This window comes from Pseudoalteromonas sp. Ps84H-4 (genome assembly GCF_024124645.1).
Lineage (GTDB): Bacteria > Pseudomonadota > Gammaproteobacteria > Enterobacterales > Alteromonadaceae > Pseudoalteromonas > Pseudoalteromonas lipolytica_C.
The window spans coordinates 437,394-450,677 of the sequence record NZ_JAMXSK010000001.1 but is presented as its reverse complement, the minus strand read 5'-3'; the positions used below and the strand labels follow the sequence as shown (position 1 = coordinate 450,677).

Below are 13,284 nucleotides of genomic sequence, written 5' to 3'. Positions count from 1 at the left end.
AAATTTAATTTTAGCCACAATAGCCGCACTTTCAAAATTAAACAGAGGATATGTGATGCCAATAGCATTACTTGCGTTAACTCTCAGTGCGTTTGCCATAGGCACCACTGAGTTTGTGATTGTCGGCTTAGTGCCAACCATCGCTGATGATTTAGCGGTTTCGTTACCGAGTGCCGGGCTACTTGTTAGCTTGTACGCATTAGGGGTTGCGGTGGGGGCGCCAGTATTAACCGCGCTTACCGGACGCTGGAATCGAAAACATGTATTACTTAGCTTAATGAGCCTATTTGTAATCGGTAATTTACTGGCTTGGCAAGCACCTAGTTATGGTAGCTTGATCACCGCAAGGATTCTAACAGGCCTTGCTCATGGGGTGTTTTTCTCAATTGGTTCAACGATCGCTACTGGGCTTGTCAGTAAAGATAAAGAAGCTAGTGCCATTGCGATTATGTTTACCGGTTTAACGGTTGCATTAGTAACCGGTGTGCCATTAGGGACTTGGATTGGTCAGCACTTTGGTTGGCGAGCGACCTTTTTAGTAGTGTCTTTACTGGGATTAATTGCACTTGTTGGTAGCGCGTTTTTAATTCCGAGCAACTTAAAGCAAAGTAAACCGGCTACTTTGGGTGAGCAGCTAAAAGTAATGGTGCAACCTAGGCTTTTACTGGTGTATTTGATGACCATACTTGGTTATGGCGGCACATTTACTGCTTTTACCTATTTAGCGCCCATTTTAGAGCAGCAAACTGGATTTGCATCAGCCACTATTAGCTTAATCATGCTGGTATATGGGGTATCGGTTGCTGTTGGTAACATCTACGGCGGTAAGTTAGCCGATAAAAAAGGCCCCATTAGTGCGCTGACTATTATCTTTAGTGCTTTGAGTATTGTGCTGTTGGTGCTGACCTTTACCATGCAATCTAAAGTCACTGCGGTACTGACCATACTTGTATGGGGGGCATTTGCGTTTGGTAATGTGCCTGGGCTGCAAGTTTATGTGGTTAAACTTGCCGAAAAGTTTACACCCAATGCCGTCGATGTGGCCTCTGGGTTAAACATTGCTGCGTTTAATATCGGTATTGCGCTGGGCTCAGTGTTAGGTGGCATTGTCGTGGAAAACTATTCACTGCAAGACACTGCTTGGATTGGCGCTATCATCAGTTTAGCTGCGTTAATTGCAACTCGTTACAGCGGTTATTTAGATAAACGCGAGATCATAAAGCCACAAACAGCTTAAAACTAAATTGTTGATAGTTCGGTGCTTTGTCGTTATTTTAGGTTTGTAGTTTGATTATTAGTCATTAACTAAAACCACAAGGAATAACGATGAAGCCCCTTTATTTTCTAGCTATTTGCTTGCTAAGCACATTTAGCAGCCAAGCAAAGCAAGCTAACCCAGAGCTCACAGCATTAGCACAGCAGTACTTTAATACCATGGTTGCAACACAAGCACCTAATGCGACTAAAAAAGAGTTAGAAGCTTTTTTAGCTTTATTAACTGACGATGTAGCAAATCAACACTTACCTTATCAAACCGATGATTCAAGAGAACCAGATGGTAAAGCCATGATGCGTAAAGGCATGACTTTTTACCTTGGTGCGCACACTGAATACCAAGCAAATTTACTCGATACCTTTATTTTTAATGATTCTGCCATTGCCTTACGTTATACCCATCATGCTAAAGGTATACACCCGCAAAACCAGCAAGAAATTGAATACACGCAAACCATTATGGATGTGCTCGAAATAGAAGATGGCAAAATAGCGGTTATTCGTAAATACCACGAATGAACTTTGCTTAACTTTTTGCCTAACATGAGCGCTTTTATAAGCGCTTTTTTATTAAAAATACCCCCGCAATAAATTTTCTATTTTTTCCGCATTTCAGCCTAAATTAATACTTTTTAGGCTTTATTTTGAATAAATTTAAAACTTTTTTATATATCGAATAATAAACGTAAGAACAGTGGGTTAGCTTAATTTACGAGTGTAGCTTTGCGGCTGTTTACAATTTGTCAACCTTGAATTGCCATGCTGATTACCTTAACCTTTATTTTAATTGAACGTTCAATCAATAAAAAATTATGCCGAAAGTTGGAATGGAACCTGTTCGTCGTCAGCAGTTAATTGACGCCACAATAGAGTCGGTTGCAGAGCTTGGTTTGCAAGGCACCACCATAAATAGCATTAGTAAAAAGGCTGGCTTATCGTCTGGCATTATCAGTCATTATTTTGGTGGCAAGCAGGGCTTAATTGAAGCCACTGTGCGTTATTTATTGACGAGTTTAAAGCAAGCACTTTTGAATCAAGTAACGCCGCACACTAGCCCAGAGCAACGATTAATGTTTATCGTTGAAGCAAACTTTTCGCGCATTCAGCAGCAAAGCAATAACACCAAAACTTGGTTGAGCTTTTGGGCGCATTCAATGCACGACGCCCAGTTGCATCGCTTACAAAACGTAAATAGTAAACGTTTATTTAGTAATTTATTAAGCTCATTCAAACAGTTAATGAGCGATAGCGATGCCAACTTAGCTGCTGAGTTAAGTGCAGCCATGATCGATGGTTTATGGCTAAGAGCCGTATTAAGTAAGTCAGACCATGATCAATTCGAACATTGTGAGCAATTAGTAAAAGACTACATTCGTTCACTGATAAAACAGTATGGAGCCTAAAATGACCACACCTGTTTACGAAAATTTTATAAATGGCCACTTTTTGAAAAATCAAACTGGCGATACTTTTGCAGTAAAGAACCCTGCAACAGATGAAGTAATTTATCACGTTGAAATCGCCGATGAGTTTATTCAAAACGCGGCAATCGAAAGCGCAAAACAAGGCTTTGCAGCGTGGTCTGCAATGACGCCAATTGAGCGTAGCCGCATTTTATTAAAAGCCGTGGCAATCTTACGCGAACGTAATGATGAACTGGCAAAAGTTGAAGTACTTGATACGGGTAAGCCATGGCAAGAAGCTGAGTGTGTTGATGTTGAAACTGGCGCCGATGTAATTGAGTATTTTGCTGGTCTTGCGCCTGCACAAGTGGGTCAGCAACAAATGGTTGGCAATGACTTTTACTACACACGTAAAGAGCCTCTTGGTATTTGTGCCGGTATTGGTGCATGGAACTACCCTCTGCAAATTGCTTGTTGGAAATCAGGCCCGGCACTGGCTGCGGGTAATGCGGTTATTTTCAAACCTTCAGAAGAAACACCACTTGGCGCAATTAAACTTGCAGAGATTTTCATCGAAGCGGGTGTACCTGCTGGCGTATTTAACGTTGTGCAAGGCGCTGCTGAAGTAGGGCAATGGTTAACAGCAAACCCAAATATTGAAAAAGTGTCGTTCACTGGTGAAGTGGGCACAGGCAAAAAAGTGATGGCAAGCGCTGCTGGTTCACTTAAAGATGTGACCATGGAGCTTGGCGGTAAGTCACCGTTATTAGTATTTGATGATGCCGATGTATCACAAGCTGTTAGTGCGGCAATGTTAGGTAATTTTTATACGCAAGGTGAAATCTGCACTAACTGTACGCGCATTTATGTGCACAAAAATGTTTATCAGCAGTTTATTGATGAGCTGAAAACACGCACTGAGCAAAATATTATTGCTGGCGACCCAATGGATCCTGAGGTGAATTTAGGGGCGCTTATCTCTAAAAAGCATCAAGAGCTTGTACTTGGCTATATCGATAAAGGTATTCAAGAAGGCGCAACCTTGCTAACCGGCGGTAAGGCATTGTCACCTGCATCTGCACCAAACGGTTACTTTGTGGAGCCGACCGTTTTTGTCGACTGTAAAGACGACATGACCATAGTTAAAGAAGAGATCTTTGGCCCAGTAATGAGTGTGTTGGTGTTTGATGATGAAGATGACGTTATTCAGCGTGCAAACGATACCCACCTAGGCTTAGCCGCAGGCGTGTTCACTAAAGATATTCAGCGCGCACACCGCGTGATCCATCAATTACAAGCCGGTATTTGTTGGATAAACAGCTATGGTAATTCACCTGCTGAAATGCCTGTAGGTGGTTACAAGCAATCAGGTATTGGCCGTGAAAACGGTATCGAAACTTTAGATCACTATACCCAAACTAAATCGATTTATGTGGGTATGAGCAATATAGAGAGTCCATTTTAATGAGTACACAGAACTATGATTACATCATAGTCGGTGCTGGCTCAGCAGGCTGCGTGTTGGCAAACCGACTATCAGCAGACCCTTCGAATAAGGTGTTATTACTTGAAACGGGTGGTAGCGATAAAAGCATTTTTATAAAGATGCCTACCGCGCTATCAATCCCAATGAATACTGACAAATATGCATGGCAATTTCATACCGAGCCAGAGCCATATTTAGATAACCGTCAAATGCACTGCCCACGAGGTAAGGTGTTAGGTGGCTCATCATCGATTAACGGCATGGTGTATGTACGTGGTCATGCCAAAGATTTTGATGAGTGGCAGCAACATGGTGCTAATGGCTGGGATTACCAAGCTTGTTTACCGTATTTTAAACGTGCTGAATCATTCTATTTAGGTGGTAACAACTACCGTGGCGATAACGGCCCATTAGGGGTTAATAACGGTAATGAAATGGCTAACCCGCTTTATAAAGCCTTTATCAAAGCGGGCCAACAAGCAGGTTATGCGCATACTGATGACTACAATGCAGCCCAGCAAGAAGGTTTTGGGCCAATGCATATGACAGTTAAAGACGGTGTAAGAAGCTCAGCCAGCCGTGAGTATTTAGACCCAGTTAAGTCACGTAAAAACCTAACGCTAGTCACCGGTGCCTTAGCTGAAAAAGTATTGCTAGAAGGCAAAAAAGCCGTTGGTGTTGAGTATTCAGTATCTGGCTCTAAGCAGCAAGCATTTGCAGCTAAAGACGTTATTTTAAGTGCGGGTCCAATTGGGTCACCGCATATTCTGCAACTATCAGGTATTGGTGATAAAGACATCCTGAGCGAAGCGGGTGTTGAGGTTAAACATCACTTACCAGGTGTTGGCCAAAACTTACAAGATCACTTGGAGTTTTATTTCCAATATAAGTGTAAGCAACCAATTACTTTAAACGGCAAGTTAGATCTTGTTTCAAAAGGACTAATTGGTGCTCGTTGGCTATTAAACCGCTCTGGTTTAGGGGCAACGAATCACTTTGAATCATGTGCATTTATTCGTTCAAAACCGGGCGTTGAATGGCCAGATATTCAGTATCACTTTTTACCAGCTGCAATTCGTTACGACGGTAAAAGTGCCTTTGATGGTCATGGTTTCCAAGTTCATGTTGGGCATAACAAACCAAAAAGCCGTGGTGCGGTGACAATTAAGTCGGCGGATCCACAGGTTGCGCCTAAGATCCAATTTAACTACTTACAGCATAAAGATGACATTGAAGGCTTTAGAGCTTGCGTACGTCTAACTCGTGAGATTATTGAACAGCGTGCGTTTGATGAGTACCGCGATGATGAAATTCAACCAGGTAAAGATGTTCAAAGCGATGAAGAAATCGATGCTTTTGTTCGTCAAGCGGTTGAGAGTGCTTACCATCCGTCATGTTCGTGCAAGATGGGTGAAGACGAGATGGCCGTGGTTAACTCGCAAACTCAAGTACACGGTATCGAAGGTTTACGGGTTGTGGATTCATCTATCTTCCCAACCGTTCCAAACGGTAATTTAAATGCGCCAACCATTATGGTGGCAGAAAAAGCGGCGGACCACATTTTAGGTAAGCCTTTGTTATCGGCATCAACTGCAGATGTTGCTATGGAAAAACAATGGCAATCAACGCAGCGTAGTTCGGAGATCTAATAAGGCCACCCGCAGTTTCGACTGTGGGGCTTGCAGTGGCGCGCATCACGAGTTGTTTGTGGTGCGTTAATGCGAGGAATAAAATGGGAGAAACAATGAAGTATTATTACTTATTTTGGGGGGGGAACTATGACCTTTTGGCTTAGTGCTGGCATCATTTTTACCCTGTTAGCAATTGCAGTTATTTTATTTAAATGGGGTACGGTAAGGTGTGTTGGCGTCACACCGGTTAGAACGTTTACGTTCATTGCAATTTTATTTACATCAGGCCTAGACGTTGGCTTGATTATGTTTCCACTGACAGAGTTTGCAGGTTATGCAGACATAAAAGCAAGCCCAGAGTATGCGTTTGCCAATCCACTAGCCATTGAGTTTGGTTTTTGGGGCTTCTTGATCTGGGGATTTTATTTCCTTACGTGCTTTTATTTCTGTGTAATAGAACCCAAAGTAAAGTTCTTTGAAATTGCTTTGGTAAAACTAATTAATAACGTTGTTATTATTGGGACATGCGCATTTACTGCATTTTTACTGCTGTCGAATTTGCCTTGGTATTTACCGTCGCTCGGTGATGGCGAGTCAATTATTCCGACATTCTACTTAATGGTGTTTGCAGCGATTTGTTTTGCTGTGTATTCAAGCACAGACATTAAGTATGTACGCTTTTTAAGTATTTCGACTACTTGGTTGTTTATCGCTTTAATCACATTTATGTGGTTCGGTGCCTTTGTTGGTTCTGATGCACAAACATCAGCATTTGTTGATAACCTTACGTTGATCGGTGGTTACTTTGGCAACATCAATGAGTTTGTATTACCACTAAATGATTACCATGCCTTCTACCTTTTTTGGTGGTTTGCTTGGAGTATTATGATTGGTCAATTTACCTCGCGCTTTGTGGGTGGTTTAAAAACTTACCAAGTGCTGGCGGCTATGTTGATTTTCCCGTCTATTCCAATCGCTATCTGGTTTAGTGTTTTGTATCAATACCATGAAGCGGGTATTGCAACAGCAGGCTTGAAAAACATCGCTATGGTGTTTGTTGGTGTGGTGTTTGTGATCAACTCACTTGATTCTTTGATCCGTTTATACACAGATAACCTAAACTTAACGGTGAAGCGTTTTGGTAAGGTTAATTATATTGTCTTAAATGTGGTGGCGCTTTCGTTATTAACCCTGCTGTTTAAGTTCGACTTTTTACAGATCCAATGGGTTGGCGCGCTAGTTATTGCGTTATTTTTCGGCTGTGCTGCGTTTATTGGCTACAGCAAGTTAAAAACAGTGAAAAATATCGAAGGTTCACCAAAAGACAATAAATTAGATTACACAAAAATAGAAACAGTTAGCTAAGGGAAACCAACATGACAACAAGACAAACAGTATTAGCAGCAGCGTTGCCATTGGCATTACTATCGACATCAGCCATGGCTGACTTATCTACTACGGTTACATTGGCATCAGATTACACCTTCAATGGTGTCAGCCAAACCATGAATGACCCAGCGATTCAAGGCAGCTTAGATTATGCCTTTGCTGATTCAGGTATGTATGTAGGTACGTGGGCTTCAAATGTAGATTTTGGCGATGGCACAGACATCGAGTGGGATGCGTATTTTGGTAACTATGCTGAGTTAACGGATGCCCTTAGTGTTGATTATGGTATTGCTTACTACTCTTACCACGGTGAAGATTACTCAAGCGATGGCAACTACCCAGAGGTGTATTCGAAATTTGGTTATGCCAGCAGCATTGGGCAAGTAGAGCTTAATTTTTGGTATACTTGGGATTATTTTGGTACTGGCGCAGGCCATTTAATTTACATGCTAGCGCACACATTTGAAGTAGCGCCAAACCATGCAATTCGTGCCAGCTTTGATGTATCTAATTCATTAGATGGCGATAAGTTTAGTTGGGATGGCAGCGATAAGTCATATAAGCATTATCGTCTAGCGTATCAAACGAGCTATGCAGGGTTTGATATTGAAATTGCAGGTGAGAATACCAGTATTGATTCTGAGTATGCAGACGAGCGAATTGTCGCGTCTATTTCGCGTAGCTTTGATTTGTAAGCACTGCTTTAATAAAAAAACGGCTAACCTTGGTTAGCCGTTTTTTTATGCCTAGAATCTGAAAGTTAAATCTCTTCGCCTTCGTGTTGCATCGCTAAATCATCAAGCTCTGCAAGAGTGTAATCAAAGCCACTGGTATCGACTTCGTAGCGTATTTTTACGCCATAACCCCCTTGGCAAAGACTCGCAGTAACTTTAGCCACTGACCAGTGCTTAAGCTTGTTTAAAAACCGATTGGCGGTTTGCTGTGAGTCAAAGCGATAACTGACTTGCGATTCCATCTTTTTTCTAGCCTAAAATTTTTTCGAGAGTGTATGAAATTGCTTTGTTTAAATCAATTGCTCATTGAAAAACGCCAATGTGCGCTGCCATGAAAGCTCTGCCTGTTTTTCATCATAACGAGAGGTAGAGTCGTTATGAAAGCCGTGATTTGCTTTTTCATACATGTGCATAGTGTAAGGCACTTGATGCGCTTTTAAGTCGCTTTCGTAGTCTGGCCAAGTTGCATTAACGCGGTTATCAAGCTCAGCTAAGTGCACAAGTAGTGGGGCTTTAATATTTTGTCTGAGCTCTTTAACGGCGGGAGTGCCGTAATAGGGCACGCCCGCATTAATTAATTTGCTATCAACTGCTGCAAGGTAGTTAACCATATAACCACCAAAGCAAAAGCCTACCGCACCGAGTTTGCCGTTACTATTTGGGTGTTTTTTTATGTATTCAGCTGCGGCAATAAAATCTTGTTGGATTTTTTCTTTATCCATAGAACGCTGCATTGCGCGGCCTTCATCGTCATTACCGGGGTAGCCACCAAGAGGGTGTAACGCATCTGGCGCAAAGGCAATAAATCCAGCTTTGGCAAGGCGGCGTGCAACATCTTTAATATAAGGGTTTAAGCCTCTGTTTTCGTGGATGACTAACACTATTGGGTGCTTACCCGTTAAATTAGCGGGTTCGACTAAATAACCTTTACCTTCGCCGTGACCTTTAAACGAATCAAAGGTTTTATAGCTGGCCTTAATATCAGGGTCATTAAAGGATACTTGCTCAGCTAATGCATAGTTTGGCAATAAAGCGCTACTTAGCATTGCCATTGAGTAGCCAAGGGCAGCTAACCCCCCCAGTTTTTTCATAAAGGTGCGACGGTCCATTAAGCCATGGGCGTATTCATCGTACCAATCAAAAGCTTCATGGGGAATGTGGTTATGGCGTTGCTCAGTCATACTTATATCCTTTAAAAACGAGTTAGGTTTATAACTTTAGCTGAAATATCAGCGATTAACAGCCAGTTGTTTTGTTTGCATTACTACGTCCATAAAGCGGCGCTGCCAAATGGCCTTAAAGGCTTTGTTGAATAAGTATAAAAATATTAACGGCATTATTAGCAGCTTTAAAATAAGCAGTGACAAGATATTCAAAAAGTCGATAAATAAGTCTTCGACGGCAGCTACCATGTTACTAATACCAGAGGTAACGGTATCAATAATCTTACTGACCTGCGATGATTGGTCTTGGTTGAGTGAAGCATTTAGGTTTTCTAGTTGTTCGTTTAAAGCGTCTTTGTTTTGGTTTAGCTGTTTTTGCTGGTTTAGCACCGCATTAAACTGCGCTGTTAATTGCTGCTTTTTATCAAGTAATGGCTTGGCTTGTTCAAGCTCAGTAAAGGTCAGTCGCTCAGACAAGCTGCGAGTTGCTTGAATCGCCTCTATTTGGCTATCAACCTCTGCCAGCTTAACTTTGAGTTCTGTCGCTTGCTGGTGGTTTTTTATCTGCTGCTCATTTAATAGTGAGAGCTTGTCGAGGATGGTTTGTTTTTCACTATCGACCTCGGCTTTTAGCTTGGCAGATAAGGCCGAGGTATTATTTGCACTGCTATTCACCGTCTCGACTTTTTCGCTCACCAGCTCACTTTGCTGGTCTATTTGCTCATCTAAGAATATTTGGCTCACGAGGCCTGTTGTAAGCACCACAGCAGGCACTAAAAAGCGAATTAAAATAAGGCTCGCCATAATTTTATGACGCAAGTTAGGTAAATAGTTACGCCATTCACATATAAAGTAAGCGACGACCGAGAGAGTAAAAACACCACTAAAAATAACCCCAGAAGAAATGGTGTATAAAATGCGCTGTAAAAATAACGAGCCTATTGCAAGGCGCATGGCATCTGACATGTATTCTGCTAAGTCATTCACCGGGTCGAGTAGTTGTGCAGGTTGAATACTGGCAATACCAATGCCCACTTCGGCTGATTGCAATAGCGATATAGCAGCGTTAACTGTACGTGATGAAGCGTACACTAGGGTTGATTGTACAAGGGCGCTGTCGATAAAGCGCATAATGAAATGGTTATAATGCTCTAGCCAACAAAGAAGTAGCAGTATTGTAAGAGATAAATACTTGATAATATGTTGTTTAGTTATCATAACGCCCCCGACAGTTAGTACGCTTCTTCACGCTACACTATTCATAGCCGTTGAAGCAATCTAATAGGATTGAATTATTTTGCCGATTAACTGTCTATGAATTGCTATTAATCGCTTTAGAGGAAATATGAAAGAACCTGCATCAATTGGCCAGTGCTGTATTGAAGATTTAGACCCAGTGCAAGACTTAGGTCGCTTAGTCTCTTATTTGCGTTCAAACCTGGTGGCTCATCTTGATGATGCTTTAGAGGATAAAGAGCTAACGTCGGCCCAATACATAGTGGTTGTGCTACTTGCGCGTGGCAAAGTAAATACCTTGGCCGAGCTTTGTGAGCACATGGTGTATGACCGTGGTGCCATGAGTCGATTACTTTCTCGTTTAGAAGACAAGGGCTTAGTTGCTAAAAAGCAGTCAGTTGAAGATCGCCGTTCAACTCTTTTATGCCTCACTGAAAAAGGCCAACAGCTTTACCCGGAAATTTTACCAACCGTGAATGATATCTATCGTAAAGCACTCACAGGCTTCTCTGATGATGAGCAAGAGCAACTCGCAAGCTTATTGTTTAGAGCAATTCATAATTTAAAAGCATAAATTTCTATAAGCGGTACGTTGTCGCTGTAGACGCATTTTGATAATATAGTTGCCTAGGCATTTAATTTTAACAAGTCCGGGTTGTTATGTTTGAATCATCTTTGCTTGCGCAGCTTCACGCTCAATTTCCAGCTCATCAATTTAGCCCAGAAGGTTTGTCGGTTGTTCACACAGGCCGCTTTGCCAATGCCATTGTTTATCGTTATAAAGACGCGAAATTTGATTTAATTATTAAAGATTTTCAGCACAGCCCATGGTGGGTGAGAAAAACCATCGCGCCGCTTTTTATCAATCAAGAGTACAAGGGGCTGGCACGCCTGCAAGACGTAGACGGAGTGGTCGATAACTTTTGTCGTTTGTCATCAATTGCCATTGCTTATGATTTTATTGAAGGCACGCCACTTCGCCAGCTTGCCTTGCAACAGCAGCATTTACCGAGTGATTTCTTTAAAGAGTTTGAGCGTTTGGTAGCAAAAATGCATCGCCGCGGGGTGGTGCATCTGGATTTACGTAATTTGGGAAATGTGATTTGTTCAAAAGATGGCAAGCCATACATTATTGATTTTCAGTCAGCGATTCGTTTTGCACGCTTTCCGCGCTGGTTACAGCGTTTTATGCGTGGTGCCGATATGAGTGGGGTTTATAAGGCGTGGCAGAAGTTAGCCAAAGACTCTTTACCGCAAGCAAAGGCGGATTATTTGCACGACTTTAATCATGTGCGTAAGCGTTGGATTTTTAAAGGTTATCCGATCCAACGTGCCTATTTGTGGTGTAGCGGGGCTGTAACTCAGATTCTTAATTCTGACTTTATTCGCAGTATTTTAGATAGATTGTAAAAAGCGCGTTTGCACGCGCTTAGTGGGGAGAACTAGTATTTAGGCCAGCCGTTCGCATCCCAATTCAGGTTGCTGATGAGCAATTTGGGGGTGCCATTATCACCTGCATCATAGGCATGACGAACAATCACATCGGTATTTAGAATATCTTGCCCACCCGGGCCTACCCATTGATTATTACCTGCATCAAGAATGCTACCGCCACCAGATAACATATTATTGCCATTTTTATCTAGGTAAGGGCCGCGAATATCGGTAGAGCGACCGTATGCAATGCGGTAGGTGCTGTTAGTGCCTTCACAACACTTACCCATTGATACAAATAAGTAGTAGTAACCTTGGCGATAGATAATCGTGGGCGCTTCAATACCACCTGAACGACTTGCCAGTGAGTAAATTTGACCAAATGGTTTCATCGTTATTGGGTTGATACGTGTTAGTTTAATACCCGAGTTCCATGAGCCAAATGTTAGCCAAGGTGCACCATCTTTTGCCACCACAAGATCGGGGTCAATAGCGTTGTAATTATTGCTATTGGTGGTGTTGATCACTAAACCATCATCACGCCAATCGCCTGCAGCAACACTGCTGGCTGATGCTAAACCGATAGCACTGACTCGGGAACCAAAGGTCGAAATGGCATAATAGAGCCAGCTACGATTATTATAGCGTTTTAATTCAGGCGCCCAGACATCAATTCCATCATGATCAGGCACATAGTTACTCCACCAGCTTAAACCATTTGAGAAAATTGGTTGCGCATCATTCCAATCTACACCGTTGCTTGAATATTTACCGTAAATACCAGGACCTGTTTGAAAAACCCACCAAGTGCCATTTTCATAGCCAAGGGTTGGATCATGAGTGACTAAATTACCAGTAAGTGGCCAGTGATCTGCAGCGCCATTGGTTGTGGATGGATCCCAAGGGGTTGATTCAACATTAGCAAGCTTGGTTAGCTGCCACTGCTGTGCATCGCTGCCGTTGTAGCTCCACTGGCTAATATTTGCGCCATCGTTGCCATTAAATTCATATAAGTCGAGCGCTTTACCACTGTGATCGTTAATAAAGCTGTAATAGCCGCTTCCTTCATCATTTATTTGCCAGTGTTGGCTGGCGAGATTTGCATATTCGTACTGTACAACATTGCCACCATCGGCTGTTGACCACTCATACACTTCAAGGGCCTTACCGCTGTTCAGGTTAATAACTGAATAATTATTACCACCAATATTGGTAATTAACCAGCGCTGGGTGTCGTGGTTAGTGTCAGCCCACTGACTAACATTTGCACCATCATTGGTTTGCGCGCTTTCTACTTCAACAAACTTAGCACTGTACTTTGATTTAATTGTATATACGCCATTATCAAGCGCATAAGCACTGGGAAGTATCAGTATTGTTGCAAAGCTAAACGCAGCGAGGGCTTTTTTTGAAAGTATCATAGTGTCTCCAAATCATTGTTATTGAGCTTTCCTTGTGTGTTCTGTTCCTTGGATTAGGTTTGATCTACAGCGAGTAACCCAATTAAGAGCATTGGTGTAAATGTAAATCATT

Annotated in this window: 13 protein-coding genes; 9 read left to right on the top strand and 4 right to left on the bottom strand. The window is 42.2% G+C overall.

The window, feature by feature from the left end; all coding sequences use genetic code 11:
- Positions 1 to 55: 55 nt before the first annotated feature.
- The 7 genes from NH454_RS02120 (at position 56) to NH454_RS02090 (ending at position 7,879) form a co-directional block, all read left to right on the top strand.
- Complete coding sequence (locus NH454_RS02120) at positions 56 to 1,237, top strand: MFS transporter (protein ID WP_235382517.1); 1,182 nt, start codon at positions 56 to 58, stop codon at positions 1,235 to 1,237.
- Positions 1,238 to 1,326: 89 nt separating this feature from the next.
- Positions 1,327 to 1,794, top strand: a complete 468-nt coding sequence (locus NH454_RS02115; protein ID WP_105181405.1) for a nuclear transport factor 2 family protein — start codon at positions 1,327 to 1,329, stop codon at positions 1,792 to 1,794.
- A 293-nt stretch (positions 1,795 to 2,087) separates the two neighbouring features.
- A complete protein-coding gene (gene betI / locus NH454_RS02110; RefSeq protein ID WP_138557299.1) occupies positions 2,088 to 2,678 on the top strand; it encodes a transcriptional regulator BetI in 591 nt (196 codons plus the stop codon).
- Position 2,679: 1 nt separating this feature from the next.
- Positions 2,680 to 4,143 (top strand): betaine-aldehyde dehydrogenase, encoded by a 1,464-nt coding sequence (gene betB, locus NH454_RS02105; protein WP_054554308.1) that lies wholly within the window; start codon positions 2,680 to 2,682, stop codon positions 4,141 to 4,143.
- Positions 4,143 to 5,813, top strand: coding sequence for a choline dehydrogenase (gene betA, locus NH454_RS02100; protein WP_235382518.1), 1,671 nt, complete (start codon positions 4,143 to 4,145; stop codon positions 5,811 to 5,813). Before betB ends, betA begins: the two co-directional genes overlap by 1 nt.
- 129 nt (positions 5,814 to 5,942) lie before the next feature.
- Positions 5,943 to 7,160 carry a BCCT family transporter gene (locus NH454_RS02095; RefSeq protein ID WP_135923765.1) on the top strand — a complete coding sequence of 406 codons (1,218 nt, stop codon included), beginning with the start codon at positions 5,943 to 5,945 and terminating at the stop codon, positions 7,158 to 7,160.
- A gap of 11 nt (positions 7,161 to 7,171) precedes the next feature.
- Complete coding sequence (locus tag NH454_RS02090) at positions 7,172 to 7,879, top strand: TorF family putative porin (RefSeq protein WP_135923766.1); 708 nt, start codon at positions 7,172 to 7,174, stop codon at positions 7,877 to 7,879.
- Between the two features lie 65 nt (positions 7,880 to 7,944).
- Here NH454_RS02090 and NH454_RS02085 read toward each other — a convergent pair whose 3' ends face one another.
- Genes NH454_RS02085 through NH454_RS02075 form a run of 3 tightly spaced genes read right to left on the bottom strand, consistent with a single transcriptional unit; the run spans position 7,945 to position 10,299 of the window.
- Positions 7,945 to 8,160 carry a hypothetical protein gene (locus NH454_RS02085; RefSeq protein ID WP_054562273.1) on the bottom strand — a complete coding sequence of 72 codons (216 nt, stop codon included), beginning with the start codon at positions 8,158 to 8,160 and terminating at the stop codon, positions 7,945 to 7,947.
- 48 nt (positions 8,161 to 8,208) lie between these two features.
- Entirely contained in the window at positions 8,209 to 9,099 is an 891-nt protein-coding gene (locus tag NH454_RS02080) for a dienelactone hydrolase family protein (protein WP_235382519.1), read from the bottom strand.
- Between the two features lie 48 nt (positions 9,100 to 9,147).
- Positions 9,148 to 10,299 carry a hypothetical protein gene (locus tag NH454_RS02075; protein WP_235382520.1) on the bottom strand — a complete coding sequence of 384 codons (1,152 nt, stop codon included), beginning with the start codon at positions 10,297 to 10,299 and terminating at the stop codon, positions 9,148 to 9,150.
- Between the two features lie 127 nt (positions 10,300 to 10,426).
- On the opposite strand from NH454_RS02075, the gene NH454_RS02070 reads away from it, so the two are divergent.
- Together NH454_RS02070 and NH454_RS02065 are read left to right on the top strand one after the other, a co-directional pair.
- Positions 10,427 to 10,891: a MarR family transcriptional regulator gene (locus NH454_RS02070; RefSeq protein ID WP_235382521.1), complete on the top strand. Its 465-nt coding sequence runs from the start codon at positions 10,427 to 10,429 to the stop codon at positions 10,889 to 10,891.
- Positions 10,892 to 10,977: 86 nt separating this feature from the next.
- The gene (locus NH454_RS02065) at positions 10,978 to 11,727 is read left to right on the top strand and encodes an RIO1 family regulatory kinase/ATPase (protein WP_235382522.1); all 750 of its coding nucleotides are present in this window, start codon (positions 10,978 to 10,980) and stop codon (positions 11,725 to 11,727) included.
- Between the two features lie 32 nt (positions 11,728 to 11,759).
- Here the strand turns inward: NH454_RS02065 and NH454_RS02060 are convergent, their stop codons facing one another.
- Positions 11,760 to 13,172 (bottom strand): family 43 glycosylhydrolase, encoded by a 1,413-nt coding sequence (locus NH454_RS02060; protein ID WP_235382523.1) that lies wholly within the window; start codon positions 13,170 to 13,172, stop codon positions 11,760 to 11,762.
- Positions 13,173 to 13,284 lie beyond the last annotated feature (112 nt).

Excerpts from the sequence above, each read along its gene's own strand:
- betA (WP_235382518.1), top strand. The coding sequence starts at position 4,143 with ATGAGTACACAGAACTATGATTACATCATAGTCGGTGCTGGCTCAGCA.
- NH454_RS02090 (WP_135923766.1), top strand. The coding sequence starts at position 7,172 with ATGACAACAAGACAAACAGTATTAGCAGCAGCGTTGCCATTGGCATTA.
- NH454_RS02075 (WP_235382520.1), bottom strand. The coding sequence starts at position 10,299 with ATGATAACTAAACAACATATTATCAAGTATTTATCTCTTACAATACTG.
- NH454_RS02070 (WP_235382521.1), top strand. The coding sequence starts at position 10,427 with ATGAAAGAACCTGCATCAATTGGCCAGTGCTGTATTGAAGATTTAGAC.
- NH454_RS02095 (WP_135923765.1), top strand. The coding sequence starts at position 5,943 with ATGACCTTTTGGCTTAGTGCTGGCATCATTTTTACCCTGTTAGCAATT.
- betB (WP_054554308.1), top strand. The coding sequence starts at position 2,680 with ATGACCACACCTGTTTACGAAAATTTTATAAATGGCCACTTTTTGAAA.
- NH454_RS02085 (WP_054562273.1), bottom strand. The coding sequence starts at position 8,160 with ATGGAATCGCAAGTCAGTTATCGCTTTGACTCACAGCAAACCGCCAAT.
- NH454_RS02065 (WP_235382522.1), top strand. The coding sequence starts at position 10,978 with ATGTTTGAATCATCTTTGCTTGCGCAGCTTCACGCTCAATTTCCAGCT.
- NH454_RS02120 (WP_235382517.1), top strand. The coding sequence starts at position 56 with ATGCCAATAGCATTACTTGCGTTAACTCTCAGTGCGTTTGCCATAGGC.
- betI (WP_138557299.1), top strand. The coding sequence starts at position 2,088 with ATGCCGAAAGTTGGAATGGAACCTGTTCGTCGTCAGCAGTTAATTGAC.
- NH454_RS02115 (WP_105181405.1), top strand. The coding sequence starts at position 1,327 with ATGAAGCCCCTTTATTTTCTAGCTATTTGCTTGCTAAGCACATTTAGC.
- NH454_RS02080 (WP_235382519.1), bottom strand. The coding sequence starts at position 9,099 with ATGACTGAGCAACGCCATAACCACATTCCCCATGAAGCTTTTGATTGG.
- NH454_RS02060 (WP_235382523.1), bottom strand. The coding sequence starts at position 13,172 with ATGATACTTTCAAAAAAAGCCCTCGCTGCGTTTAGCTTTGCAACAATA.